This window comes from Cupriavidus sp. a3 (assembly GCF_051015765.1).
Taxonomy (GTDB): Bacteria; Pseudomonadota; Gammaproteobacteria; order Burkholderiales; family Burkholderiaceae; genus Cupriavidus; species Cupriavidus oxalaticus_A.
Genome location: NZ_CP170643.1, coordinates 370,834 through 395,419, shown reverse-complemented (window position 1 = coordinate 395,419; position 24,586 = coordinate 370,834). Strand labels below are relative to the sequence as shown.

The window sequence follows — 24,586 nt, the reverse complement described above, 5'->3', positions numbered from 1 at the left end:
TTAAGGGGAGCAATGCGGGTACACAACAAAAAGCCGCAACATAATGGCCGAAATTTTTATTTATTTGGTTATTTGCGTCAGAAAAGTTTGCCGCTCTGGAAAAATCACGCTCACTCGCCCCCCATCTGGGGACATATGCCTAGCAGGGAGCGATCGAGAAGACACCTGCCGGGCCCGTCCCTTATCAACACCTTTAGTAAACCTTTAAATAACGTTTACATCCCTGAAACCCTTGCCTGGCTTGGGATTGCGGACCGATATGTCCCCATTTGGGGGGCATATGTCCCCTTTTGGGGGGCGAAGTGTCCCCAATTGGGGGGAAATTCCAGGGCGATATCCCCAGCATCTTCACAGGATATCCACAGGCTATGGACGCAAGTCAGTCGTAAGCGCTAAATTCAGCACACCTTGTTGAGTCGAACCGTTAGCCGGTAACGTACAAGACGGGAACACTACCGGGTAACCATGACGAGGGGAGAGCGGTGACCGATTCAAGTGTGATCCAATTGGCGCTCGTGAACGACGCCCCGGCGTCGCCGCCGGTCGGTGGCGGACCATTTCAGTCGCCAGCGGAGCAGCTGAAATCGACGCTCACGGCGCAGCTTCGCAACACCGTAGACGCCGTCCGCTCGGGCCTGCTCACCTACGAGAGCCTTCGAAACGTGAGCGAGGTGATCGGCGGCGAGTATGGCGATCGCGTGATCTACGAGCTCGTGCAGAACGCGCACGATGCGCACGAGGACGGCGAGGAGGGATCGATCCTTCTTAAGCTCGTGATCAGGGGAGCCGACAGCGGGGATCTCTTCATCGCGAACAAGGGCAAAGGATTCAGCTGGAAGAATGTGAACGCCATTCGCAACATCGGCGTGTCAAGCAAGTCGGTTGGCGAAGGCATCGGGAACAAGGGGCTAGGGTTCCGGAGTGTGGAAACCCTGTGCGACGACCCGAGGATCTACTCACAGGAGCAAGCCGTCGCGGCAGAGGAGTTCACTGGGTTCTGCTTCCGCTTTGCCGGCCCCGACGAGGTCAGGACGATGACCCTCGAAATCGCAGATGTCGCTACGGCGGATCACGTGGCAAAGGTCCTCCCACGCTATCTCGCCGCGATGCCGCTGCATAGCCAGACGGAGGAAATCAAGGAGTTCGCCAGGGGCGGGTTCGCCACCGTCGTGCACCTCCCGCTGGCAGGGCCGGCCGCCGTCAAGGTCGCCCGCGAGCAGGTCTCCGCCCTCGCGGACCTTGACGCGCCCCTTCTGCTCTTTCTGGACCGCCTGGCGCGCGTAGCGATAGAAATCGATGACTCAGGCACGGCTCGCCGACGCACTCTCACACGTAGCGCCCAAAGCGGGCTGTTGCCGGATGCAGACTCCACTTTGCGCTGCGAGATCGTCGCCATAGGGCCGGGCAGCCGTCGCTACATCGTGGCGCGTAGGTCTGTGGACCGCGCCCGCCTGTCCGCTGCAGTGGAGGCGAGCATCGCCAAGGAGCCCCAACTCGCGCGCTGGCGCGAGTGGCACGGTGAGCCGAGCGTCGCGGTGGCCATTGCTCTGTCGGCAAGCGACACGGAGCGCGGCCGCACGTACAACTTCTTGCCGATGGCCACTGAAGTACCGTCCCGGATCCGTGGCCACGTTGACGCCCCTTTTTATGCATCTATCGACAGGCGGCGCGCCAACTTCGACCTGCCCCTGAACTCATTCCTGCTCGACGAGCTAGCAGAGACTGCGCTGCGCGCTGCGACGGAGCTGAAGCCGCGTGCGCACGAAATTGGCCGCAACACCATCTTCGACCTCGCTGCTTGGGCCCCCGACGACGTGCAGCGGCTAGCCCGCGCCTCGCAGCGGGTTGGTGTGGACTGGCGCGACTGCGCACTCGTGCCAGCCGCTGGTTCCGACAACAGCTGGGCCACGTTCCGGAAGTCGCGGATCTGGCACGAGCAGGGATACAAGATGCTGCGCGTTCGCCGGCTGGTAAAGGCGGGCATTTCCAGCCTTGCCGATCCCCGGCTCGAGGGCCCCCGGCTCGACCGGCTCCGCCTGCTGATGGAGGCGGTGCATCTGCACCCGATGCCCGACGACGCCGTGCTCGCCGACTGGATACAGTCGGTTGCACTATCACTTCAGGAGGACGGCTCGGGTCTCAACACCTGGGGCAGCCTCTACAACGACGCGCGCAAGGCGCTCGCGCCGACGAACAGCCTGCGCCAGCTTAGCGGGAAAAAGATTCTCAGAACCCGTGAAGGCCGCATCGAGCCAGCGGGGGGAGCAGGCGGTGCGCCCGTGTTCGTCCGTGAGGCCGGCCCGCGGGACCGAGACCGTGCGCCGCTTCCGTCCTCCGCAGTTGCGAGCAAGATCGCCATTCTCGACGACGGGATTCCGATGGCCGCGGAGGTCGTCGCCGATTTCATCAAGGCAGGGCTGGTGCGTCGCTACGACGCCATCCAGGTGCTGCATAGCATGCACTCGCTCTTTGGCGAAAAGCCCGCGCCCAAACGGCGCGAGGCGCTCCTGAAGTGGGCCTTTGACGTGTGGCGCGCCGAGGGCCCCAAGTCGGAGAAGATCCTCCGCGAAGTCGATCTGCACGTGGAGACGAGAAGCGGCTGGCGGCCGGCGAGCACGGCGCGGTTTTCTGAGGGGTGGACGAATGCCGGGTGGCGACTCGCGACCTACCTCGCCGAGGCCGCTCCGCGCTCGCCCGACTGCGCGCAAGCGGCGGAACTCCTCCTGGCGCCTGAGCCTAGCTGGGCTCCGAAGTCGGAGGGTAACGCCCGCAGGCAGTGGATAGACTTTCTCCGCGCTGCTGGCGTTCGCGACGGCCTCCCGTTGCTAGATGACGAGGGCGCCTCAACGACCGGTACACCCTCCTGGACTTGGGACCGGTTCCGGGGCACCGTAGTTGTGGCCAAGGGCCGCTCGGCAGCATGGACTGCGGCGAATTCGGCCATCCATTTGCCAAATCCGCAGACCACGTATACCCGACGGGGCGGCCTCTGGCGGGTGCCCGGCCAAGTCGAACACGAAACCTTTCCGCCTGAGACGCGCCAACGCCTTGCTGAGCTCCTCCTTGTGCAGTTCGCGAGCGACGATCAGAAATGGCTCAAGTGGCGCCTCGGACGTTACGACCGCGGGCAAGGCGAGCAGAACGAGCGTGAGTTACCGACGCCAGCCGCCGTGTTCATCGCACACGCGCCTTGGATGCCTGTGGAGGGCGACCCCGAACGCTTTGAACGCCCGACAGTCCTTTGGGCAACGAAAGACCGCAGGCAGCGTCCGCCACGGTATGTCGATCGCCCGCGCGAACGACTTGTGGATCTGATAGACGACGAAAAGCGCCTCGCCGGGGTCATGTTCGGCTCTTTGGTGGGCCTGCGCGACTGGTCGGCTACCGGAGAGGTAGTTCGCAAGCTCGGCGACTTGGCGAAGGGGTCGAACGTCGTGGAGCCGCGGGAGCGGGTGAGTTTCCGGAAAATCTATCAGCGCGCGTGGGCGGAGGCCTGCGAGGCTGGAGCAACGCTGCCTGCCGACTTACCGGTCGCAACGGTCACCTCGGTCGGTGTCTCGGTAGTCACAGGAAACAAGTCCGAGCCGACGCGCGTCTTCGTGACCGGCGACTCGCTACGGGCGGAGACCAAGGCGATTATCGCCGCTGGCCAACCGGTCCTCGAACTGGGTGAGGAGGACCTCGTGGAACCGGCGCTCGAGCTGCTTCGGGGGAGCGGCGGCTTCGATCCGTTGGGCATCGACCGCAACCAAGTCGACGTTCTCGTTGATGGCGAGCCGATGGTGGCGAGCCTCGCCGACCCTCTGCTTGCAAGCGACGGGTTGGAATGGCTACCAGAGGCTGCGGTGTTGGCGAACGAGCTGCTCGGCCGGGAACTCGAGCGGCAAATCTCCAGCTCCGCTGTCGACCAGCGGCTCCGCCGCGTCCGCCTCCGTTATTGCGTAAACATCAGTCTCGCTGTGGCGGGAAAGCCGGTGGACGAGGCGCTCCCGTTCTTTGCGCTCCCTGATGACGATCACCCCACGCTGGTCGTCGGGAATGGTCAGGAGCTGACTTGGTCGGTGCTGGCCGATGCCGCACCATTCCTTTCCACCCTGCTCGACCGTCGCATGCGCTCGCTCGAGATGCTTATGCTGAGGTTGGCGCATAGGAGCGTCACGCAGGATCCGCGCGAACCTCCTACCGAAGACGAACTTGCCCGCGCGCTGGGGTGTAAGGTAGAGCTGATCCGCGAGCACGCTCTTGCGCTTCGGGCAGACGGCGACATGCTGATTCGTAGATTGCTGCCCGTTGTGGCGTGCGCTACGGACTTGCAGACTGCCCAGAATCTTGGCACCGAGCTAGGCGATAGCCCTTTGCGGTCGAAGGTCCTCGAGGCACTTGCCTCGATTGCCGACCGTCTCCCGCTTCCGCCGCACGAACTACTCGACGTTCTTGCGCGGCCGGACCTCGCCGAGATCCGCCGGACGCTCGGCCTCGACTACGGGCGCATGAACCAGATGCTTTCCGCTCTGGGTCAGCCGATCCTCTCCAACGAGGGCGAGCTGCGGCGCCTCTTCGAAACGTGGAAGGCCGAGCTCTCGCCTGCCGCCGTCGATCGGCTCCGGCGGCACTTCTGGTCGTCATTTGACGGGGGCTTCCCACTGGATCGTTACGTCAGCCTCCGAACGCTCGACTTTCTTGAGTTCCAAGAAGGGTGGGTCATCGACCGAGAGGAGCTTTCAAGGGACGACGTAGCCACCCTGTTGGAGGCGCGCCTCGCCGAGCTCGTCGGAGACGATGTGGAGCGCGAGCTGGAGCTGCTCACACCGCTTCGCAGCCGCTCAAAGCGCACGCTTCAGCGTTTCATTGACGAGGTGGCGCCAACGGTGGGCGCCTGGTGCTTCCGGAACGAGCAGCCGAACCCGTGGGCCGATGGCGCGCTCGCCGTTCTCAAATCGGTCGATCAACAGGGCTTGCTCGACTTCGCGCCGGTGGAGGGCGGGCAGGAAATTGCAACGCTCTCCCGGGCGGGCCGCTGGCCCCACGGCATGCCTCACACCGTCGATCCCGTGGCGCTTGGCCTCGATCCAGAGGACCTTCTTGGAGAGAAGAAACGTGAGGACGAGCGCAGAGAGCAAGCCGAGCTCGCCAAGCGCACGATTACCTTCGCGGACCGTCCACTCGACACCCGGTCAAAGGAGTTCGCGCAGAACCTAATCGTGCTCGCCGACGCCCAGATGGCGGACGGGGCGTGGCTCACGCGATCCCGCCGCCGGTTCAACCTCGCAGAGCAGGCGATTTCGGATAAGGGTGGCGGCGGCACCGGCGGTCAGGGCGGGAAGCGACGTCGGACCGAGAGGGTTTCGGAGGACTTGAAATGGGCGATGGGATTCGCCAGTGAGTATCTGGCCAGCCGGTTCCTGCGTGAAAAGCACAAGGGTCACTACAACGACCGCTGCTGGGTCTCAGAGAACCGAGGCCGGCTCGAGATCGACTGGGAGGGTGACGACAGCCTCGGGTTCGATTTCCGGCTGCAGACAGTCGAGACTGAGTGGCGCTACGAGGTGAAATCGAACCTAGACGATGCCTTTGAGTTCGAGTTTACGCAGAACGAAATGCGGAGTGCAGCCGAGTGCGCCGCAGATGGAAATCGGAAGTACAGAATCCTGTACGTACCGTTCGCCTTCGATCCTGCACGTTGGCGGGTGATGGAGCTTCCCAATCCGATGACCGAGCGGGGTCGCCGCCTCTTCAAGACGATCGGCACCGGCGCCACGCGACTTCGATTTGAGCCGTCATGACGGAACGACGTGACGCCAGCATTGCGGCTCCGGGCGTGCTCATGCGCAAGCGGCATCAGGTGCCGACCTTCGCGTCGGCGTCGGCGGCTGCCAGAAAGTTCTCAAGCCGCTGGTTCTGCGCCTGATCAAGGTCGCCGTCGATCCAGCGCGCGTAGTGCTTCAGGAACATCTGCACGGAGTGCCCCATCCGCTTTGCGGCGGCGGCCGGTGTGACTCCGGCCAGAATCCAACTAAACGCAACCATAAAGTACCTTGGAGGGCTCTGAAAGCCTCGGCAAGTCGCCCCGGACTGCTACTCCGCGCTACACGGCCTTGTGTGGCAACGGTCCGGAAACCCGCATGGATGCTAGGTCGGGGTGGTTGGCCGTGGAATCCCATCTGCCACCCCAAAAATATTCCTTGTAACACAGCCACTTTCGCACTACGTGTTCGGTCAGTCGACCGCCATTGTGTCTCCACTGCGTGCCAGCAGACCCTTGTCGCTAGCCGCTCAGTTGGCCGCTAGACGATCCATTTTCGCCACCAGATCTTCGGCGCGAAGATGCGTATATCGCTTCAGCATCTGCATCGACTTGTGGCCACTGATTGCCGCCACCTCCTGATCGCTCAGCCCTGCCTCCACCAGCCTACTTACGGCCTCATGGCGCAGATCATGGAAGTGCAGATCGCCTAGGCCTATGTCTGCGGTGATCTGGGCCCAAAGCTTCTGGAATACATAGGGTGCGCGCCGACCGCCCCTGCCCGGCTCGCCAAAAAAAATGAGATCCGTGTCAATGGGACGAACCGGGTTGTCGATTGCATGCTGGAGAACCTCGGTGGCAGCACGCGTCAGAGGCACCACCCTTGCAGTTCCATTCTTCGTATCCACGAGCGTAACAACGCGCCGCCGCAGGTCAACCTGGGAGCGGCGTAGGCCGGTGATCTCCGAGGACCGCATTCCAGTTTCTACTGCGAGGTGGACGATCCATCCAAGCATGGGATTACTGTGCGATTCCACTGCAGCGAACAGCAGCTTCTGCTCGTCAGCGCTCAGGCGGCGATTGCGCCCGGGCCCAGGACTCGGCTTCCGGATGTTTGCGACCGGGTTGAAGGTTAGCCCGATGCCCCACTCCTGAATCGCAGTGCGGAAAAGGTGCCCGAGCATTGCCAGCTCGATGCGCACCGTGTTGTTCGACTTTCCGGCACCCAGTCGCTCATCGCGGTACCTGGCCACCAGGTCGGCACTGACGGCCGCCATAGAGTATTTCCCAAAGAAGGCGTCCAGGTGCTGGGAGGTAAAGCGCTCGCTGCGCTGGGTGGTCGGCTTCTTGGTGATCGACACCTCACCCAGGTAACGCTTCAATGCAGCCGATACGGTGAGCTTTTCAGACGGCGCGCGAGACAGGTACACACCCCGGACCATCTCATCCTCAGTCCGTCGCGCCCAATCCTCGGCGTCGCGCTTCGTGCGGAAGGTCTTGGCCGTGGTGGGCCAGCCGATCTTGCGAATGACCGCCTTCCAGGTGCCGGAAGGCGTCTTGACGATGGTTGCCATGTACTGTTCTGAGAGCTGACTGTACCGAAAATGTACTTTTCAGCGCCCAGAAAGCACAAGGGGTCACGTGAAATTCACGTAACCCCTTGATTTATCTGGTGCCGGCTGCAGGACTCGAACCCGCCACCTGATGATTACAAATCAACTGCTCTACCTGATGAGCTAAGCCGGCATGTCTGGTGCAGACCGCGATTCTACTGCATCGCAGCCCACTTGGGGATGGCTTACTTCACCACCTTCAACGCTGGCTTCTTGCCGCCGATGCGAGGCACCGGGGGCGGCGTTTCGTCGTCGCCCGGGTCGGAGTCGGCGGTGGTGGCCGGGGTCTCGGCTTCCACCGGGGCCAGCTTGGGCGGCGGGTTGTTTTCGCGCTCGGTGGCGGCCTGCGTTTCCGGCACGCTGCGTTCGACCGGGAAGGCCATGCCCTGCCCGTTCTCGCGGGCGTAGATGGCCAGCACGTTCTCGACGGGAACGTCGATCTTGCGCGAGACACCGCCAAAGCGCGCACTGAAGGTGATCCACTCGTTACCCATATCCAGGCCGCTAGTGGCGTCGAAGCTCACGTTGAGCACGATCTCGTTGTTCTTGACGAACTCGCGCGGCACGTTGGTGTTGGCATCGACGAACACGGCGATGTACGGCGTGAAGCCGTTATCCGTGCACCACTCATAAATGGCGCGGATCAGGTAAGGCTTGGTGGAGGTTTCAGGCATTGTGCTTCCAGTGGCGCCGGGTGGCCCGAGGGCGGATGCCTTCGGGCCGGTGCCGATTAGCGGCGCATCACCTTCTCGGAGGGGGTGAGCGCTTCGATGTACGCGGGACGGCTGAAAATGCGTTCAGCATACTTCAACAGCGGCGCGGCGTTTTTCGACAGCTCGATGCCGTAGTGGTCCAGGCGCCACAGCAGCGGCGCGATGGCGACGTCGAGCATCGAGAACTCTTCGCCCAGCATGTACTTGTTCTTGACGAAGATCGGCGCGAGCTGCGTCAAACGGTCGCGGATCGCGGCGCGGGCGCGTTCGTGGTTCTTCTCCGCGGCCTTGCCCTTTTCGTTCTCGAGCGTGTACACGTGCGTGAACAGTTCCTTTTCGAAATTGAACAGGAACAGTCGGGCACGGGCGCGCTGGACCGGGTCGGCCGGCATCAGCTGCGGGTGCGGGAAGCGCTCGTCGATGTATTCGTTGATGATGTTCGACTCATACAGGATGAGGTCGCGCTCGACCAGGATGGGTACCTGGCCGTAGGGGTTCATCACCGAAATATCTTCGGGCTTGTTGAACAGGTCGACGTCGCGGATTTCAAAATCCATGCCCTTTTCGAACAGGACAAGGCGGCAACGTTGGGAAAACGGGCAAGTCGTACCCGAATACAACACCATCATGGTTGGATTCCTTGGGCTTAGCCGGAGCTGGGTCGGACGGTAAGGTCTGCCATTCTGCCAAAAGCGGACACCGAAAAGCAAATAAGTGGCATTTAATCCACTTACCCCGGCATATTTCATCACCCTGGCCCAATGAAAAAGGCCAGAGCGATGCTGCCTTCGCAACGTCCGCATCTGGCCTTCGGCGTGGCTGCCCGCCTCCGGGCCGCCACCAGCAAGACTTACTTCACATCCTTCCAGTAGGCCGCGTTCAGGCGCCATGCAAAGACGGTGAATATGCCCAGGAACAGCAGCACCCACACGCCAAGGCGCTTGCGGTGATTCTGCGCGGGTTCTGCCATCCAGTCGAGGAAGCCGACCAGGTCGGCGGTGGCCTGGTCATATTCGACCTTGCTCATCTTGCCCTGGCTCAGTTGCTCGAAGCCGGCGAACTTGTGCACCTTCTCGCCATGCTCTTCCACTTCCGTAAACTTGGCGGCGCGCTGGCCCTGCAGTTCCCACAGCACGTGCGGCATGCCGACGCTCGGGAACACGAGGTTGTTCCAGCCCGTCGCGCGGCTGTCGTCACGGTAGAAGGTGCGCAGGTAGGTATAGAGCCAGTCGTCGCCGCGGGCACGCGCGATCACCGACAGGTCCGGCGGTTGCGCGCCGAAGAAGGCCTTGGCTTCCTTCGGCTGCATGGCGATGGTCATGGTCTCGCCAACCTTGTCCGCTGTGAACAGCAGGTTCTGGCGGATCTGGTCGTCGGTGAGGCCGATGTCCTTGAGCCGGTTGTAGCGCATCATCGATGCGCCGTGGCAGTTCAGGCAGTAGTTGACGAACAGCTTGGCGCCGCGCTGCAGCGACGACAGGTCGGCAGTGTTCACCGGTGCCGGCTCCAGCGGGAAGCCTCCCTCTGATGCCATGGCGGGCGCGCCGGCAAAGCAGGCGCCGGCCAGCGCGATGATCGAAAGCAGCTTTTTCATCTTGTGTCCTTGTGCTCTTGTCGGGGTTCGCGTCGCTCAGTGCGGGTGGAACGTGACACGCTCAGGCACCGGCTTGAACTCGCCGGCACGGCTCCACAGCGGCATGGTCAGGAAGAAGGCGAAGTACAGCAGCGTACCGAGCTGCGAAACCTTCTCACCAACCGGCGACGGCGGTTGCACGCCGAGATAGCCGAGCACCAGGAACACCACCACAAAGACGATCAGGATGGACTTGTGGAAAGCGGGACGATAGCGGATGGACTTGACCGGCGAGCAGTCCAGCCACGGCAGGAAGAACAGGATCACGACCGAGCCGCCCATCACCAGCACGCCCCAGAACTTGGCGTCGATGAAGTAGAAGCCCACGGCCAGGATCACGGCGATGGCAATCGCACCGATCTTGACGCGTGCGTCCTTGCTGCGCAGGAACACCATGCCGAGCAGCAGCGCGAAGAACACCCACAGGATCGGCAGGAAGTTCGACGTGGTGGCACGCAGCATCGAGTAGAACGGCGTGAAGTACCAGACCGGCGCGATATGCGGCGGAGTCTTCAGCGGGTCAGCCGGGAAGAAGTTGTTATGCTCCAGGAAATAGCCGCCCACTTCCGGGAAGAAGAAGATCACCGCCGAGAAGATGATCAGGAAGCCGGCAACGCCCAGCGTGTCGTGCACCGAGTAGTACGGGTGGAAGGGGATGCCATCCAGCGGCACGCCGTTCTCGTCCTTCTTGGCCTTGATCTCGACGCCGTCCGGGTTGTTCGAGCCCACTTCGTGCAGCGCGATGATGTGCGCGATCACCAGGGCCAGCAGCACCAGCGGCACCGCGATGACGTGGAACGAGAAGAAGCGGTTCAGCGTGGCATCGCTCACCACGTAGTCGCCGCGGATGAACAGCGACAGGTCCTGGCCGATCACGGGAATCGCCGAGAAAAGGTTCACGATCACCTGCGCGCCCCAGTACGACATCTGGCCCCACGGCAGCAGGTAGCCCATGAAGGCTTCCGCCATCAGGCACAGGAAGATCAGGCAGCCGAAGATCCAGACCAGTTCACGCGGCTTGCGGTACGAACCGTACAGCAGCCCGCGGAACATATGCAGGTAGACCACGACAAAGAAGGCCGAGGCGCCGGTCGAATGCATGTAGCGCACCAGCCAGCCCCACGGGACTTCGCGCATGATGTATTCCACGCTGGCGAAGGCCACGGGAATGCCGGCGGCGTTGAGCGTGCCGTCCGGCTTGTAGTTCATCACCAGGAAAATACCCGTGACGATCTGAATCACCAGCACCAGCAGCGCCAGCGAACCGAAGAAGTACCAGAAGTTGAAGTTCTTCGGCGCGTAGTACTTGGAAAGGTGGTCTTCCCACAGTTGCGTTGCCGGGAAGCGGGCGTCGATCCAGCCCATCAGGCCGGTCGTCTTGACTTGTTTTTCGGCCGCCATGATCAGGCTTCTCCTTTCTCATCCTTGCCGATCACGATCTTGGTGTCAGTCAGGAATTGGTAGGGGGGAACATCGAGATTTTGCGGAGCCGGCTTGTTCTTGAAGACGCGCCCGGCCAGGTCGAACGTGGAGCCGTGGCAAGGGCAAAGGAAACCGGGATCGGCGCCGAGTTGGGGATTGGCACCGGAAGCGAAGGGGCCGGAAGGCGAGCAGCCAAGGTGGGAACAGATGCCGACCACGACCAGGACGTCCTTGTGTTCTGCGCGCGAACGGGTTTCGTTCTTGCAGTAATCCGGCGTCTGCATGGTAAAAGGAATTTCGGAATTCGGATCGGCCACCTCGCCGTCCGTCTTCTTCAGCGACGCCAGCTGTTCCTCGGTCCGCTTCATGATCCAGACCGGCTTGCCGCGCCATTCGACAGTCATCATCTCGCCCGGCTTCAGCGCACCGATATCTGCTTCGACTGGCGCACCCGCGGCCTTGGCTTTCTCCGATGGTGCAAAGGTACTGACGAAAGGAACCGCTACCGCCACGCCTCCGACGCCGCCAGCGACGGATGTCGCGATCAACCAATTGCGGCGACCTTTATCCACGCTCTTCACGTCTTGCTGGTCACTCATTCCAAACCCCAGGGGAAGTCAATTTAGATTTTGCGTCAACCATAAAGTGTACCTTAGACATCTGCGCACTAGATAGGCGCAAATTGCCTTGTCCTTGATCGATAATCGGACATGCAAGCCGGGAATCCGCCTCCAGACTTGCTTTCCGGGCAGTGATGCGGCAGGCTGACAGCTTGATACCGTTCATCGCTAGCAACAAGAAGGAGAACCCCCCATGGGCATGGTCTCGGAATTCAGGACCTTCGCAATGCGCGGCAACGTCATCGACCTCGCGGTCGGTGTGATCATTGGCGCTGCATTCGGAAAAATTGTGGATTCAGTGGTCAATGACCTGATCATGCCGGTAGTGGGCCGCGTCGTCGGCAAGCTGGACTTCTCTAGTATGTTCGTCACGCTGGCCGATCCACCGCCTGGAACGCCATTGACGCTGGACGCGTTGAAGAAGGCTGGTGTGCCCGTATTTGCCTATGGCAGTTTCCTGACTATCGTTGTCAACTTTGTGATCCTGGCCTTCATCATCTTCATGATGGTGCGCGCGTTCAACAAGATGCGCGAGAAGGAGCCGCTCCCGCCGCCGGCCGCGCCGCCTGAAGAAGTGGTGCTACTGCGCGAGATCCGTGACGCCCTCAAGACGCGCTGAGCCCAGAACGATAAAACGGCCCCGATGGGGCCGTATTGTTTTGGGTCAGACAGGATTGGGAATATCGATGAATGTGTGCCGCAATCCGAAGCGTTGCGCCACATGTTCGCCCAGTGAGCGGATGCCGTAGCGCTCGGTGGCGTGATGGCCGGCGGCCAGATACGCCACGCCGCTCTCGCGCGCGAGGTGCGTGGTCTGCTCCGAGACCTCGCCGCTGAGGTAGGCATCGACGCCCGCGGCTACCGCCGCATCGAAATAACCCTGCGCCCCACCAGTACACCAGCCGATCATGCGGATCATCTGCTCCGGCTCTCCGATTGACAGCGGCTCGCGCCCGAGCACGCCGCCGACGTGTGCCGCCAGCGCGGACAGCGGCATCGGCGCGGGCAAGGTGCCGGTCCAGCCGAGCTGGTCATCGCTGAAACGCCCGGTCGGCGTGAAGCCGAGTTGCAGCCCGAGCTGCGCGTTGTTGCCGAATTCCGGATGGTTGTCCAGCGGCAGGTGGAAGGCGAACAGGTTGATGTCGGCGCCAAGCAGCCGCTTCAAACGCGCGTGCTTCTGCCCGACCACACGCGCATCTTCGTTTTTCCAGAAATAGCCGTGATGGACCAGGATGGCATCGGCGCCGGCTTCGGCCGCGGCCTCGACCAGTGCCAGGCTCGCCGTGACGCCGGTGACGACATGAGTGACTTCCGGTCGACCTTGCACTTGCAGCCCGTTGGGACAATAGTCCTTGTAACGGGAAACCTCTAACAGGTCGTTCAAGTACAATTCAAGCTCTTTTGTTTTCATTTCCTGCTCAAAACTCCAATATGTTGCGGCGCTTTTGGCTGTTCTTTGCCCAGGCTGTCACCGTCGTGCTGGCGGTCTGGTTCGTCGTGGCAACGCTCAAGCCTGATTGGCTGCAGAGGGGGCGCGTCGCGGTCCAATCCGGGTCGCCGATCGTGGCGCTCAAGGAAGTCGTGCCTAACGTGTCCGGCCCTGCCGCCGAAGGGTCTTACAGTGAAGCCGCACAGTCCGCCATGCCGGCGGTGGTGAATATTTTTACCAGCAAGAACGGCAACAAGCGCTCGCCCAACCCGCAGGCCGAGGATCCGTGGTTCCGCTTCTTCTTTGGCGACCGCCTGCCTGAGCGGCAGGAGCCGGTGTCGAGCCTGGGATCAGGAGTGATTGTCAGTGCCGAGGGTTACATTCTAACCAACCACCACGTAGTGGATGGCGCCGACGAGATCGAGATCGCGCTGACCGATGGCCGCAAGGCCAACGCCAAGGTGGTCGGCTCCGACCCCGAGACCGACCTGGCCGTGCTCAAGGTGACGCTGAAGGACCTGCCCGCGATCACGCTGGGCCGGCTGGAGAACGTCAAGGTCGGCGATGTGGTGCTGGCGATCGGCAATCCGTTCGGCGTGGGCCAGACGGTGACGATGGGCATCGTGTCGGCGCTGGGTCGGAGCCATCTCGGCATCAATACCTTCGAGAATTTCATCCAGACCGACGCCGCGATCAACCCGGGCAATTCGGGCGGTGCGCTGGTTGACGCACAGGGCAACCTGCTGGGCATCAATACGGCGATCTACTCGCGTTCGGGCGGCTCGCTCGGGATTGGCTTTGCGATCCCGGTATCCACGGCCAAGCAAGTGATGGAGTCGATAATTTCCACCGGAAGCGTCACACGCGGCTGGATCGGCGTCGAGCCGCAGGACATGACGCCGGAAATCGCCGAATCGTTCGGCCTCGATGCCAAGGAAGGCGCACTGATCGCCGCGGTGGTCCAGGGCGGCCCGGCCGACAAGGCCGGCGTGAAGCCGGGCGATGTGCTGACCAAGGTGGATGGCTCGTCGATCACCGACACGACAGCGCTGTTGAATGCCATCGCCCAGCTCAAGCCGGGTGTCGACATCAAGATGATGGTGATCCGACGCGGCAAGCCTACCGAACTGACGGTAACGATTGGCAAGCGCCCGCCTCCGCCGCGCCGGGCGATGCCGTTCGAAGAGGAGGAGTGAGACCGAGTCGTTCCCGGCCTGGATGCAAAACCCCGCTAGCGATGGCGGGGTTTTTTATTGCGCGAAGGATGGGCTGACCCAGTGAAGGTTGACGGGCAGCGGCGCGACTGCCGGTGGGCTAGACAAGCGAACGAATGCGCGAAAGTCGAATCAGTGCCGCGCACTTTTTCCGATCGTTGCGGCCCAGTTCAGCTCGTAGCCCGTTGCCCATGCCCGAACCCCGAACCCCGAGCCACGAACCACGACCCTCCTGCTGCGTAACAGTACGCGCCGCGACGCTGTACAGAGGTCCCGGCTGGCTCCCGCCTGCTCGTGAGCCTCTGCCCCGACGCCAAGACTTCTCAGACAAGACAAAAGGCCGGCATCCTTGCGGACGCCGGCCTTCTGCAAGCCAATCTCAAGCGAGCTTACGCTCGCGCTGGATTAGAACTTGTGGCGCAGACCAACCACAGCACCGAACTGATCCTTGTTCGGCTGAACGTTGGTGGTCGTGGCGGTGTTGAAGCCGTTCACGCCCAGGGCCGAGCCCTTGTCGTTCAGAGCGTACGACAGCGAGGTGTACACGTCGGTACGCTTCGACAGCGCGTAGTCGGCCGTGATCACGAATTGCCACGGATCTGCGTCGCTCTTGCGGAAGTCCTGGTAGTAAGCAGCGCCCGACAGCGAGAACGCCGGGGTCAGTTGGTAGCCCAGACCCAGCCAGTACAGGTTGGACGAGGTCGACGTGGTGACAACACCGTTGTCAACCGTCGTGCCGCCCGTCAGCGGGGCGCCGTCGAAAGCCTTGGCCCAGCGATAGCCAGCGTACACCTTGGCCGGACCGAAGGCGTAGTTGGCGCCAACGGTAGCGCGGCGGGTGCGCTGACCGCTTTGGTCAACACCAGCAGCCGACACGGTGCCGTGGATTTCGTCGTAGGCAGCGCCAACCGAGAACGGGCCAGCTGCGTAGTTCAGCAGCGCGCCGTACTGTTGGCCGCGGCGGAACGCGCCAGCGGTTTCTTGGCCGTTGTTGTTGAAGCTGTAGAAAGCCGATGCGGTCAGGCCACCGAAGGTGCCGATGTACTTGACGGTGTTGTCAGCGCGAGCAGCAAACTGGGAGTCTTGAGCCAGGATGCCATAACGCGACGAGATGGCCATCGGGTCATAGATCAGACCGAAGTCATAGAACGAGGTCTGTTGACGGCCCAGCAGCAGCGAGCCGTATTGGCTTTGCAGACCGACGTAAGCTTGACGACCGAACAGACGACCGCCTTGGGCCGAAGTACCGTTGTCCAGTTCGAAACCGCTTTCCAGCACGAACACGCCCTTCAGGCCGCCGCCCAGATCTTCCACGCCACGCAGGCCCCAGCGCGAACCGGATTGGTTACCCGACGCCATACGGAACAGGTCGTCGCCAGCGGCGTTGGCATTGGTGTTGTACTCGAGGCCAACGTCAGCCACGCCGTACAGGGTCACGCTCGATTGGGCATACGCGCCGCCAGCGGCCAGAGCGGCGACGGCAGCAGCAAACAGTTTCATCTTCATATCGACACTTTCCTTGTCAACTGATTGGGAAATCTTGGTTGCCCAAGTGCTTGGGCGACGTATTTACATTCACGTCTGCTGCGTATTATGTGCCAGCCCCCCCAGCCCTCAGAAGGCTTTTTCGGCGTAAACCACGCTTACCAACGGTTTTTGTTGTGATCGAACAACACGGCTGGGCAAAAAAATCCCCGTTTTGGTGCAAAAACGGGGTGGATGGCTCGGTATACCTACCTCAGCGGTATTAGTCCGTCTGCGTTTCCGCTGAAGCCTCGGTTTGCGCGGCCGGACGGCCGACGAAGCGCGCCATGACCAGCCCAAGTTCATAGAGCAGCACCAGCGGAACCGCCAGCAGCAACTGCGACAGCACATCGGGCGGCGTCACGATGGCGGCAATGATAAACGCCCCGACGATCACATACGGGCGGATCTGCTTGAGCTTTTCCAGTTCGACCACGCCGAACCGGACGAGCACGATCACCACCACCGGCACCTCGAAGGTGATGCCGAAGGCCAGGAAGGTAGTCATGGCGAAGCTGAGGTACTTGTCGATGTCGGTCGACATGTCCGCACCCAGCGGCGCGTTGTAGTGCGCCATGAAGTGGAACACCGTCGGGAACACCAGGAAGTACGCAAACGCCACGCCACAGAGGAACAGGATGTAGCTGCTCGAGACCAGCGGCAGGATCAGCCGCTTCTCATGCTGGTACAGCCCGGGCGCGACAAACTGCCAGACCTGGTACAGCACCCATGGCAGCGCGATCAGGAACGCCACCAGCAACGTGACCTTCATCGGCACGAAGAACGAGCCGGTGACGTCGGTCACGATCATCTTGCCGCCCTTGGGCAGCGACTGCATCAGCGGCGCCGCAAACAGGTTGAAGATGACCGGCGCCCAGTAGACCAGGCAAACGAAGACCAGGATGATCCCGGCCACCGCCTTGACCAGGCGCTGGCGCAACTCGATCAGGTGGGAAATGAAGGTTTCCTGCTGCGACTCGTCTTGCGGGTCTTGGGGATCTGGGGACCGGGTGTCGCTCATGGCGTGGACCGCTCAGCCGCGCAGGCTGGCAAGGTGGGATCGATGATGCCGCTCGGCGCGGCGCGGTTGGACGGGCATGGCGATGGCGGCGGCAGCCCCGGCATGGGCCGGCACGCGCAACATGCTCACTCGAAGAAGGAACGGGACGGCCGGCTGGCCGGGCGGTGGCGCTTCACGCGCGCGGCGCCCGACTGCACCCAGACCCGCACATTGTGCTGGCGCTTGAACCACAGCGGCCGCGCGCCCTGCTTCACGCGCCAGCTCTTGCGGCCGTTGTGAGCCTTGTGCGCCGCGTCCCAGCTTGGCACGAAGCTGTCGCCGCCGGCGCTGACGCCTTCGGTGCCCGCTTCAGTGCCGCCGAGCGCTTCGTTCAGTGCCTGGGTCTGCTCGCTGACTTCCTTGTGGATGGTGCGCTCGACGTCGCGCGCCGCTTCCTCGAATTCAGAGCGCATCTTGCGCAATTCTTCCAGCTCGACTTCGCGGCTGACCTCGGCCTTGACGTCATTGATATAGCGTTGCGCGCGGCCGACCAGAGCGCCAACGGTGCGGGCGACCTTGGGCAGCCGCTCGGGACCGATCACGATCAGTGCCACGGCACCGATCAGCGCCAGCTTGGAAATGCCGAGATCAATCATGCGGACATCATGCGGAAGACAGCGGGGACGCGGGGCTGCGCACAGGCAGCCACGATCGCGGGAAGGGGATAGCGCACCGCCGGCTTACTGCTGCTGGCGCGACTTTTCCTTGGCTTCTACGTCGATGGTGGTGGAGTCGCGCAGTTCCTTGGACTGGGCGGCCTGGGCCGACTTTTCCTTGTCTTCGCCGTCCTTCATGCCATCCTTGAAACCCTTGACCGCGCCGCCCAGGTCCTGGCCGATATTGCGCAGCTTCTTGGTGCCAAACACAAGCATGACGATCACCAGCACGATCAGCCAGTGCCAAATGCTAAACGAACCCATCTCTTGCTCCTGGTGAAGCCTCGGGCGTAGTCATAGTCGCCCGGACCCGTTGTTCCGTCCCGTTATGGCCGCGCCGGGCGACGGTTGCCGGCGCAGCATTTGCCCCGGCGTTGCCGCCCGGGCGCTCCCATGCCAAGGCTGCCCGTTCAGGGCAGCGGTCCCTTCCACTCGTGGCGCGGCCCACCGAGCACATGCAGATGCAGGTGGTAGATTTCCTGGCCGCCGTCCGGCCCGGTATTGATCACCGTCCGGAAGCCGTTGCCACAGCCTGCCGCGCGCGCCAGTTCAGGCACCTTCAGCATCATTCTAGCAAGCACCTCCCCTTCGCCGGCGCCGCAATCGGCCAGCGAGTCGACATGCGACTTGGGGATGACCAGCAGGTGTACCGGGGCCTTGGGATGGATATCGTGAAAGGCCACCATGTCGTCGTCTTCGTACACCTTGCGCGACGGTATCCGGCCGGCCACGATCTTGCAGAAGATGCAATTATCCTGAACGTTCATGAAAATTTCATTGCGGCGAACCCTGCACCCCGAGGGTACCGTGTCCGCCCGGCATCAGAACTGCTGATCCGGGTACATCGGCTTGCTGTCGTTGAGGTACAGCCAGCCCTTGACGATACGATACAGCATCCACAGCGACAGCACGGCCCACACCGCAAACGCCAGCGGCATCAGCACCACGGTGGCGAACAGCACGCCGCCCAGCACCGCCCACGCCACCGACCACCAGAACGAGCGGATCTGCCATGCGAAGTGCGAGGCATACAGCGAACCGCGCGCGTCGTCGCGCTTGACGTAGTCGATGATGATAGCGATCAGCGCGGTGATGCCGCCGGTCAGCCAGAAGATCGCGTACAGCGCGTACAGGATATGCAGCAGCTTGCGCAGGCTGCTCTGCTGTTCGCTGCTGGGGCCGGTAACCTGCGCGGTATAGTCGTTCGCCATGTTTGCCCTTGTTCTGCGATGGCCTGCCTCGCGGCAGGCGGGAAACTGGCCAGCACAGCGACTGGTCAGCAGGTCAGCCCTCTTCCTTGCGCCGGGCTTTTTCTTCCAGGCCGGAGAGCCCTTCTCGCCGTGCCAGTTCGTTGACCACGTCGTCCGGGCCCAGCCCGAAGTTTGCCAGCAACACCAGGGTGTGGAACCACAGGTCCGCCACCTCATAGACCAGCTTGCCGGCCTCGCTGCCGCTGTGGCCGGCAGCGCGCGCGTCCTTGGCCGCCATCACGGTCTCGGTGGCTTCCTCGCCGATCTTCTTCAGGATCGCGTCGTCGCCCTTGCTGTACAGCTTGGCAACATAGGACTTGGCGGGGTCGCCGCCATTGGCGGGCTTGCGCGATTCGAGCACTTCGGCCACGCGTGCCAGCACATCGCTGCTGCTCGGTTGGGTGTCGCTCATGGCTTGGTATAGATCTGTGCAGGGTCTTTCAACACGGGCTCGACGGTCTGCCAGTCACCCGCCTCCGCATCGCCCTCGAATTTCTGGAAGAAGCAGGAATGGCGCCCGGTATGGCAGGCGATGCTGTCCACCTGCGTGACCTTGAGCAGCACCACGTCCTCGTCGCAGTCGAGGCGGATCTCATGCACCTTCTGCACGTGGCCGGACTCTTCGCCCTTGTGCCACAGGCGCTTGCGCGAGCGCGACCAGAACACGGCCTCGCCCAGTTCCACGGTGCGCTGCAGCGCGTCGCGGTTCATGAACGCGAACATCAGCACGTCGTTCGAACCCACTTCCTGCACGATCACCGGCACCAGGCCGTTATCGTCCCACTTGACCTTGTTGAGCCACTTCTTTGCCATGATCAGATCCGCACGGGAATGCCCTCGCGGGCCATGAATGCCTTGGCTTCGCCCACGGTATGCTGGCCGTAGTGGAAGATGCTGGCGGCCAGCACCGCGTCGGCGCGGCCCTTGGTGATGCCGTCGGCGAGGTCCTGCAGCCCGCCGACGCCGCCCGAGGCGATCACCGGCACCGGCACCGCGTCGCTGACGGCGCGGGTCAGTTCCAGGTCGAAGCCGCTCTTGGTGCCGTCGCGGTCCATGCTGGTCAGCAGGATCTCGCCGGCGCCGCGCGCGGCCATTTCACGCGCCCATTCGACCGCGTCCAGGCCGGTAGCCTTGCGCCCGCCGTGGGTGAAGACTTCCCAGCGCGACGGCTCGCCCGGGGCGGAGCTGCGCTTGGCATCGATCGCCACCACGATGCACTGCGAACCGTATTTGGCGGTGGCGTCGGACACCAGCTGCGGGTTGGCGATGGCCGACGAGTTGACGCTGATCTTGTCCGCGCCGGCATTGAGCAGGCGCCGCACGTCTTCGACCGTGCGCACGCCGCCGCCGACCGTCAGCGGAATGAACACCTGCGAGGCGACGTCCTCGATGATATGCAGCATCAGGTCGCGCCCGTCGCTGGTGGCGGTGATGTCGAGGAATGTGATTTCGTCGGCGCCCTGCTCGTCATAGCGGCGCGCGATTTCCACGGGGTCGCCCGCATCGCGCAGCTCAACGAAGTTGACGCCCTTGACCACCCGCCCGTTGGTCACGTCCAGGCAGGGGATGATACGTTTGGCTAGCATGAGAGTCCTTGTCCGCCGCCGCGCCGGCAAGGCACCGGTGCGACAGCGGCTGCGCCCGCGGGCGCGTTGGCTTGCGTTGGGCCCGCGTTGGCCTTACTGGCCGTCGCGCAGCTTGTCGGCACGGGCCTGCGCATCGGCAAAGTTCAGATCACCGGAGTAGATCGCGCGGCCGCAGATGACGCCTTCCACACCCTCGCCCTCGACCGCGCACAGGTTGTCGATATCCGCCAGGTTGGACAGGCCGCCGCTGGCGATCACCGGGATCGACATCGACTGCGCCAGCTTGACGGTGGCGTCGATATTGATCCCCTGCAGCATGCCGTCGCGGCCGATGTCGGTATAGATGATGGCTTCGACACCGTAATCTTCATACTTGCGCGCCAGGTCCGCCACTTCATGCCCGGTCAGCTTGCTCCAGCCGTCGGTGGCGACCTTGCCGTCCTTGGCATCGAGGCCGACGATGATGTGGCCGCCGAAGGCCGAGCAGGCGTCCTTCAGGAAGCCGGGATTCTTCACCGCCGCGGTGCCGATGATGACGTACGACAAGCCGTCGTCCAGCCAGCGTTCGATGGTGTTCAGGTCGCGGATACCGCCCCCCAGTTGCACCGGGATCTCATCGCCGACCTCGGCGATGATGGCCTTGATGGCCGCCTCGTTGCGGGGCTTGCCCACGAACGCGCCGTTCAGGTCCACCAGGTGGAGGCGCCGCGCGCCCTGCTCCACCCAGTGGCGTGCCATGGCGGCGGGATCTTCGGAAAAGACGGTGGCCTGGTCCATGTCGCCTTGTTTGAGGCGTACACACTGACCGTCCTTCAGGTCGATGGCCGGAATGAGCAACATATGCGTGACGAGCGTGGTTGAGTAAGTGAGGTTGAGCGAGACCGGCGAGGCCGGTCAGGTCGGGGTCGATGTTCGATCGGGAACTGGTCGCTTGACGGGTTGCGTGAAGGGTCAGGGTCAGGGTCCGGTGACGGGTCTGTCTGGTTCTCGGTCGAACAATCGTCAAACAAGCGATTCGGGGTGTCCGGTGCGCCTTATGGATTCCAGTGGACGAAGTTCCGGTACAGCTGCAGGCCCAGGGCCGCGCTCTTCTCGGGGTGGAACTGCGTCGCGAAAATATTATCGCGGGCTACCGCGCTGGTAAACACGACTCCATACTCCGTTTCGCCGGCGATATGGGCCGGATCCTGCGCCTGCACGTAGTAACTGTGGACGAAATAGAACCAGCTGTCGTCGGGAATCCCGGCCCACAGCGGGTGCGGCTTCGCCTGGCGCACCCGGTTCCAGCCCATCTGCGGCACCTTGAAACGCGAGCCATCGGGCTGCGTCATGCCGTCCAGCGCAAAACGCACCACCTGGCCGGGCATCAGCCCCAGCGCCGGTGTGCGGTCCGCGCCAGCACGACTTTCGGTGCTGAACTCGAACAGCATCTGTTCGCCGACGCACACACCAAGCATCGGCTTGCTGCCGGCGGCCTCGACCACCGCTTCCTGCAAGCCCGAGGCGCCCAGTGCCGACATGCAGTCCGGCATCGCGCCCTGGCCGGGCAGCACCACGCGATCCGCGCTGCGGATGCCTTCGGGGGCATCCACCACCCGCACGTCCGCTTCCGGTGCCGCGGCACGCAGTGCCTGCGCCACCGAGCGCAGGTTGCCCATGCCGTAATCCACAATTGCTATGGTAGTCATGATTTCAAAACAGGCAACAATGTCTTCAGCCCGTCCACGATGAATTCAACAGCCAGCGCCGACAGGATCAGCCCCATCAGGCGCGTGCCGATATTGATGCCGGTGCGGCCGATCACCCGGGCGATCGGGTCGGCCGCGCGGAACACCATGTACACCACCGAACCCAGCAGCGCGCCAATGCCCACCAAAATCAGCAGCTGGTACCAGTGCTGGGTCTTGCCGGCATAGACGATCACCGTGCTGATCGAGCCCGGCCCGGTCAGCAGCGGCAGCGCCAGCGGCACCACCGCGATGCTGGACTTTACCTCGGCCTCATCCTCTTCTTCCGGCGTGGCCTTGGTGCGGCCGGTCTGCGCGTTCAGCATGTTCATGGCCATCATGATCATGATGAGGCCGCCACCCACCTGCAGCGATGCCACCGAGATATTGAAGAACTCGATGATCTGCTGCCCCAGCAACGCCGACACCGCCACCACGATCGCCACCGAGATCGACGCGATCTTGATGGTACGCAGCTTTTCCGCTTCGGTCTGCTGGCTGGTCAGGCTGATGAAGAACGGGATCGCCCCGATCGGGTTGATCAGCGCCAGCAGCGAGATAAACGACTTGAGCGTATCCATCGGTTGCGGGTTGCCAGCATCGCTGGCGGTATTGGATAGAGAGGTGGGCGGGCGCCGCAACCAGCCGGCACGCCTACGGGTTCAGGAAGCTCAGAGCGTACCCTTGGTCGACGGGATCGTGTTGGCCGCGCGCGGATCCAGCTCCACCGCCATGCGCAGTGCCCGGCCAAAGGCCTTGAACACGGTTTCGCACTGATGGTGGGCATTTATGCCGCGCAGGTTGTCGATATGCAGGGTCACGCCCGCATGGTTGACGAAACCGCGGAAGAACTCGATGGTCAGGTCGACGTCGAAGCTGCCCACGCGCGCACGGGTGAACGGCACGTGGAATTCCAGGCCGGGGCGGCCGGAGAAGTCGATCACCACGCGCGACAGGCATTCGTCCAGCGGCACGTAGCTGTGGCCGTAGCGGGTGATGCCCTTCTTGTCGCCAATGGCCCTGGCGACGGCCTGGCCGAGCGTGATGCCGACGTCTTCCACCGTATGGTGGTCGTCGATATGCGTGTCGCCGGTGGCTTCGACCTCCAGGTCGAACATGCCATGCCGGGCGATCTGGTCGAGCATGTGGTCGAGGAACGGCACGCCCGACGCCAGCTTCTGGCGGCCGGTGCCGTCGAGATTCAGGGAAACGCGGATTTGCGTTTCCGAAGTATTGCGGGTGACCTCTGCAACACGCATGGTGTTAATCCTGCAGCGACGCTGCGAATGCCTCAAGGAACTGCGCGTTTTCTTCGGGCGTGCTGACCGTGACGCGCAGACAATTGGCCAGCAACGGGTGCATTTTACTCACGTTCTTGATCAATACCTTCCGCGCCAGCAGGCGGTCGAAGGTCTGTGCCGCATCCGGCACGCGCGCCAGCAGGAAGTTGGCGGCGCTTGGGAACACCGTGACGCCTGCATGCGCGGCCATGCCGTCGGCCACGCGGGTGCGCTCGGCGCGCAGTTGCGCGGCCTGTTCGTCCAGCACCGACACATGCTCCAGCGCGAAGAGCGCGGCGGCCTCGGTCAGCACGTTGACGTTGTAGGGCGGGCGCACCTTGTCGATCTGCGCCAGCCACTCCGGCGCCCCGGCCAGGTAGCCCAGGCGGATGCCGGCCAGGCCGAGCTTGGACACGGTGCGCATCACCAGCAGGTTGCCGAAGTCCGTCAGGCGCGGCATCCAGCTTTGCTGCGCGAACGGCTGGTAGGCCTCGTCGACCACCACCAGGCTGTTGCAGACATCGCCTTGCGCGGCACGGAGGATGGCCTCCATGTCGGCCGCGTCGAACAGGTTGCCGGTGGGGTTGTTCGGATAGGCCAGGTAAATGATGGCGGGCTGGTGCTCGGCCATCGCCGCCAGCATGGCGTCGCGATCGAGAGTGAAGTCGGCGCGCAGCGGTACGCCGACGAACTCGAGCCCGGCAAACTGCGCCGACATCGCATACATGACAAAGCCCGGCACCGGCGCCATCACCGTGGCGCCCGGCTTGGCCGCGGCCAGCGCCAGCATGCTGATGATCTCGTCCGAGCCGTTGCCCAGCAGCACGTCCATGCCGGCGGGCACCTGCATCACATCCTTGAGCCTGGCGCGCAGCGCTTCGCTGCTGGGCACCGGGTAGCGGTTCAGCGCCACCTCGCCCAGCCGCGCGGCCAGCTGCTGGCGCAGCTCCTGCGGCAGGCGGTACGGGTTTTCCATCGCGTCGAGCTTGACCAGACCGTGCGAATCCGGGACGTGGTAGGCGCCCATGGCGCGCACGTCGTCACGGATGATGCGTTCGATCAGGGAGGGCTCTACGGCTGACATGGAAACTCCTGGTTTGACTGCGTTGGTTCAGT

The 24,586-nt window shown here is 63.0% G+C and carries 24 protein-coding genes and 1 tRNA gene; 3 read left to right on the top strand and 22 right to left on the bottom strand.

What is annotated here, in order from left to right; translation table 11 throughout:
• The first annotated feature begins 482 nt into the window (after positions 1–482).
• Positions 483–5,783, top strand: coding sequence for a sacsin N-terminal ATP-binding-like domain-containing protein (locus ACAD63_RS01860; RefSeq protein ID WP_434033350.1), 5,301 nt, complete (start codon positions 483–485; stop codon positions 5,781–5,783).
• A gap of 490 nt (positions 5,784–6,273) precedes the next feature.
• On the opposite strand, the gene ACAD63_RS01855 is transcribed toward ACAD63_RS01860, so the two are convergent.
• From ACAD63_RS01855 to petA, 7 genes are all read right to left on the bottom strand, one after another.
• Positions 6,274–7,317: a tyrosine-type recombinase/integrase gene (locus tag ACAD63_RS01855; protein WP_434033349.1), complete on the bottom strand. Its 1,044-nt coding sequence runs from the start codon at positions 7,315–7,317 to the stop codon at positions 6,274–6,276.
• A gap of 96 nt (positions 7,318–7,413) precedes the next feature.
• Positions 7,414–7,489 (bottom strand) — tRNA-Thr (locus ACAD63_RS01850).
• Positions 7,490–7,541: 52 nt separating this feature from the next.
• Entirely contained in the window at positions 7,542–8,030 is a 489-nt protein-coding gene (locus tag ACAD63_RS01845; RefSeq protein ID WP_133093480.1) for a ClpXP protease specificity-enhancing factor, read from the bottom strand.
• Positions 8,031–8,086: 56 nt separating this feature from the next.
• The gene (locus ACAD63_RS01840) at positions 8,087–8,698 is read right to left on the bottom strand and encodes a glutathione S-transferase N-terminal domain-containing protein (protein ID WP_010812311.1); all 612 of its coding nucleotides are present in this window, start codon (positions 8,696–8,698) and stop codon (positions 8,087–8,089) included.
• A gap of 221 nt (positions 8,699–8,919) precedes the next feature.
• Complete coding sequence (locus tag ACAD63_RS01835) at positions 8,920–9,663, bottom strand: cytochrome c1 (RefSeq protein WP_133093479.1); 744 nt, start codon at positions 9,661–9,663, stop codon at positions 8,920–8,922.
• A 36-nt stretch (positions 9,664–9,699) separates the two neighbouring features.
• Positions 9,700–11,103 carry a cytochrome b gene (locus ACAD63_RS01830; RefSeq protein WP_133093478.1) on the bottom strand — a complete coding sequence of 468 codons (1,404 nt, stop codon included), beginning with the start codon at positions 11,101–11,103 and terminating at the stop codon, positions 9,700–9,702.
• A gap of 2 nt (positions 11,104–11,105) precedes the next feature.
• Positions 11,106–11,723, bottom strand: a complete 618-nt coding sequence (gene petA, locus ACAD63_RS01825) for a ubiquinol-cytochrome c reductase iron-sulfur subunit (protein WP_133093477.1) — start codon at positions 11,721–11,723, stop codon at positions 11,106–11,108.
• Positions 11,724–11,937: 214 nt separating this feature from the next.
• Between petA and mscL the strand changes: the two genes are divergently transcribed.
• Positions 11,938–12,363 carry a large conductance mechanosensitive channel protein MscL gene (gene mscL, locus ACAD63_RS01820; RefSeq protein WP_434033348.1) on the top strand — a complete coding sequence of 142 codons (426 nt, stop codon included), beginning with the start codon at positions 11,938–11,940 and terminating at the stop codon, positions 12,361–12,363.
• Between the two features lie 45 nt (positions 12,364–12,408).
• Here the strand turns inward: mscL and ACAD63_RS01815 are convergent, their stop codons facing one another.
• Positions 12,409–13,155 carry a Nif3-like dinuclear metal center hexameric protein gene (locus ACAD63_RS01815; RefSeq protein WP_434033347.1) on the bottom strand — a complete coding sequence of 249 codons (747 nt, stop codon included), beginning with the start codon at positions 13,153–13,155 and terminating at the stop codon, positions 12,409–12,411.
• 20 nt (positions 13,156–13,175) lie between these two features.
• Here ACAD63_RS01815 and ACAD63_RS01810 point away from each other — a divergent pair, with 20 nt between their 5' ends.
• Positions 13,176–14,369 carry a Do family serine endopeptidase gene (locus tag ACAD63_RS01810; RefSeq protein WP_133093474.1) on the top strand — a complete coding sequence of 398 codons (1,194 nt, stop codon included), beginning with the start codon at positions 13,176–13,178 and terminating at the stop codon, positions 14,367–14,369.
• Between the two features lie 423 nt (positions 14,370–14,792).
• Here the strand turns inward: ACAD63_RS01810 and ACAD63_RS01805 are convergent, their stop codons facing one another.
• From ACAD63_RS01805 to hisC, 14 genes are all read right to left on the bottom strand, one after another.
• Positions 14,793–15,893 carry a porin gene (locus ACAD63_RS01805; RefSeq protein ID WP_133093473.1) on the bottom strand — a complete coding sequence of 367 codons (1,101 nt, stop codon included), beginning with the start codon at positions 15,891–15,893 and terminating at the stop codon, positions 14,793–14,795.
• Positions 15,894–16,134: 241 nt separating this feature from the next.
• Complete coding sequence (gene tatC, locus ACAD63_RS01800) at positions 16,135–16,932, bottom strand: twin-arginine translocase subunit TatC (protein WP_133093472.1); 798 nt, start codon at positions 16,930–16,932, stop codon at positions 16,135–16,137.
• Positions 16,933–17,057: 125 nt separating this feature from the next.
• Positions 17,058–17,567, bottom strand: a complete 510-nt coding sequence (gene tatB, locus ACAD63_RS01795) for a Sec-independent protein translocase protein TatB (RefSeq protein WP_133093471.1) — start codon at positions 17,565–17,567, stop codon at positions 17,058–17,060.
• Positions 17,568–17,651: 84 nt separating this feature from the next.
• Complete coding sequence (gene tatA / locus ACAD63_RS01790) at positions 17,652–17,891, bottom strand: Sec-independent protein translocase subunit TatA (protein ID WP_133093470.1); 240 nt, start codon at positions 17,889–17,891, stop codon at positions 17,652–17,654.
• Positions 17,892–18,037: 146 nt separating this feature from the next.
• Positions 18,038–18,394 (bottom strand): histidine triad nucleotide-binding protein, encoded by a 357-nt coding sequence (locus ACAD63_RS01785; protein WP_133093469.1) that lies wholly within the window; start codon positions 18,392–18,394, stop codon positions 18,038–18,040.
• 54 nt (positions 18,395–18,448) lie between these two features.
• On the bottom strand, positions 18,449–18,838 hold the full coding sequence (locus ACAD63_RS01780) for a DUF4870 family protein (protein ID WP_133093468.1): 390 nt from the start codon (positions 18,836–18,838) through the stop codon (positions 18,449–18,451).
• Between the two features lie 73 nt (positions 18,839–18,911).
• On the bottom strand, positions 18,912–19,289 hold the full coding sequence (locus ACAD63_RS01775; protein ID WP_133093467.1) for a phosphoribosyl-ATP diphosphatase: 378 nt from the start codon (positions 19,287–19,289) through the stop codon (positions 18,912–18,914).
• Positions 19,286–19,690 (bottom strand): phosphoribosyl-AMP cyclohydrolase, encoded by a 405-nt coding sequence (gene hisI / locus ACAD63_RS01770; protein ID WP_063241227.1) that lies wholly within the window; start codon positions 19,688–19,690, stop codon positions 19,286–19,288. The genes ACAD63_RS01775 and hisI overlap by 4 nt, the downstream gene beginning before the upstream one ends.
• Positions 19,691–19,692: 2 nt before the next feature.
• A complete protein-coding gene (hisF, locus tag ACAD63_RS01765) occupies positions 19,693–20,463 on the bottom strand; it encodes an imidazole glycerol phosphate synthase subunit HisF (RefSeq protein ID WP_063241228.1) in 771 nt (256 codons plus the stop codon).
• Positions 20,464–20,556: 93 nt separating this feature from the next.
• The gene (hisA, locus tag ACAD63_RS01760; RefSeq protein ID WP_029047635.1) at positions 20,557–21,303 is read right to left on the bottom strand and encodes a 1-(5-phosphoribosyl)-5-[(5-phosphoribosylamino)methylideneamino]imidazole-4-carboxamide isomerase; all 747 of its coding nucleotides are present in this window, start codon (positions 21,301–21,303) and stop codon (positions 20,557–20,559) included.
• A gap of 194 nt (positions 21,304–21,497) precedes the next feature.
• The gene (gene hisH, locus ACAD63_RS01755; RefSeq protein ID WP_165971443.1) at positions 21,498–22,151 is read right to left on the bottom strand and encodes an imidazole glycerol phosphate synthase subunit HisH; all 654 of its coding nucleotides are present in this window, start codon (positions 22,149–22,151) and stop codon (positions 21,498–21,500) included.
• Positions 22,148–22,771 carry a YchE family NAAT transporter gene (locus tag ACAD63_RS01750; protein WP_133093465.1) on the bottom strand — a complete coding sequence of 208 codons (624 nt, stop codon included), beginning with the start codon at positions 22,769–22,771 and terminating at the stop codon, positions 22,148–22,150. Before ACAD63_RS01750 ends, hisH begins: the two co-directional genes overlap by 4 nt.
• Before the next feature lie 90 nt (positions 22,772–22,861).
• Complete coding sequence (hisB, locus tag ACAD63_RS01745) at positions 22,862–23,449, bottom strand: imidazoleglycerol-phosphate dehydratase HisB (RefSeq protein WP_019451384.1); 588 nt, start codon at positions 23,447–23,449, stop codon at positions 22,862–22,864.
• Between the two features lie 4 nt (positions 23,450–23,453).
• The gene (hisC, locus tag ACAD63_RS01740) at positions 23,454–24,554 is read right to left on the bottom strand and encodes a histidinol-phosphate transaminase (RefSeq protein WP_135706055.1); all 1,101 of its coding nucleotides are present in this window, start codon (positions 24,552–24,554) and stop codon (positions 23,454–23,456) included.
• Positions 24,555–24,586: the final 32 nt, after the last annotated feature.

Bases quoted from the DNA above. Each gene is read 5' to 3' on its own strand.
- hisC (WP_135706055.1), bottom strand. From the start codon at position 24,554: ATGTCAGCCGTAGAGCCCTCCCTGATCGAACGCATCATCCGTGACGAC.
- hisI (WP_063241227.1), bottom strand. From the start codon at position 19,690: ATGGCAAAGAAGTGGCTCAACAAGGTCAAGTGGGACGATAACGGCCTG.
- tatA (WP_133093470.1), bottom strand. From the start codon at position 17,891: ATGGGTTCGTTTAGCATTTGGCACTGGCTGATCGTGCTGGTGATCGTC.
- ACAD63_RS01810 (WP_133093474.1), top strand. From the start codon at position 13,176: ATGTTGCGGCGCTTTTGGCTGTTCTTTGCCCAGGCTGTCACCGTCGTG.
- hisA (WP_029047635.1), bottom strand. From the start codon at position 21,303: ATGTTGCTCATTCCGGCCATCGACCTGAAGGACGGTCAGTGTGTACGC.
- petA (WP_133093477.1), bottom strand. From the start codon at position 11,723: ATGAGTGACCAGCAAGACGTGAAGAGCGTGGATAAAGGTCGCCGCAAT.
- tatB (WP_133093471.1), bottom strand. From the start codon at position 17,567: ATGATTGATCTCGGCATTTCCAAGCTGGCGCTGATCGGTGCCGTGGCA.
- ACAD63_RS01835 (WP_133093479.1), bottom strand. From the start codon at position 9,663: ATGAAAAAGCTGCTTTCGATCATCGCGCTGGCCGGCGCCTGCTTTGCC.
- hisF (WP_063241228.1), bottom strand. From the start codon at position 20,463: ATGCTAGCCAAACGTATCATCCCCTGCCTGGACGTGACCAACGGGCGG.
- mscL (WP_434033348.1), top strand. From the start codon at position 11,938: ATGGGCATGGTCTCGGAATTCAGGACCTTCGCAATGCGCGGCAACGTC.
- hisB (WP_019451384.1), bottom strand. From the start codon at position 23,449: ATGCGTGTTGCAGAGGTCACCCGCAATACTTCGGAAACGCAAATCCGC.
- ACAD63_RS01840 (WP_010812311.1), bottom strand. From the start codon at position 8,698: ATGATGGTGTTGTATTCGGGTACGACTTGCCCGTTTTCCCAACGTTGC.
- ACAD63_RS01780 (WP_133093468.1), bottom strand. From the start codon at position 18,838: ATGGCGAACGACTATACCGCGCAGGTTACCGGCCCCAGCAGCGAACAG.
- ACAD63_RS01845 (WP_133093480.1), bottom strand. From the start codon at position 8,030: ATGCCTGAAACCTCCACCAAGCCTTACCTGATCCGCGCCATTTATGAG.
- ACAD63_RS01750 (WP_133093465.1), bottom strand. From the start codon at position 22,771: ATGGATACGCTCAAGTCGTTTATCTCGCTGCTGGCGCTGATCAACCCG.
- ACAD63_RS01855 (WP_434033349.1), bottom strand. From the start codon at position 7,317: ATGGCAACCATCGTCAAGACGCCTTCCGGCACCTGGAAGGCGGTCATT.
- ACAD63_RS01830 (WP_133093478.1), bottom strand. From the start codon at position 11,103: ATGGCGGCCGAAAAACAAGTCAAGACGACCGGCCTGATGGGCTGGATC.
- tatC (WP_133093472.1), bottom strand. From the start codon at position 16,932: ATGAGCGACACCCGGTCCCCAGATCCCCAAGACCCGCAAGACGAGTCG.
- ACAD63_RS01815 (WP_434033347.1), bottom strand. From the start codon at position 13,155: ATGAAAACAAAAGAGCTTGAATTGTACTTGAACGACCTGTTAGAGGTT.
- ACAD63_RS01785 (WP_133093469.1), bottom strand. From the start codon at position 18,394: ATGAACGTTCAGGATAATTGCATCTTCTGCAAGATCGTGGCCGGCCGG.
- hisH (WP_165971443.1), bottom strand. From the start codon at position 22,151: ATGACTACCATAGCAATTGTGGATTACGGCATGGGCAACCTGCGCTCG.
- ACAD63_RS01805 (WP_133093473.1), bottom strand. From the start codon at position 15,893: ATGAAGATGAAACTGTTTGCTGCTGCCGTCGCCGCTCTGGCCGCTGGC.
- ACAD63_RS01775 (WP_133093467.1), bottom strand. From the start codon at position 19,289: ATGAGCGACACCCAACCGAGCAGCAGCGATGTGCTGGCACGCGTGGCC.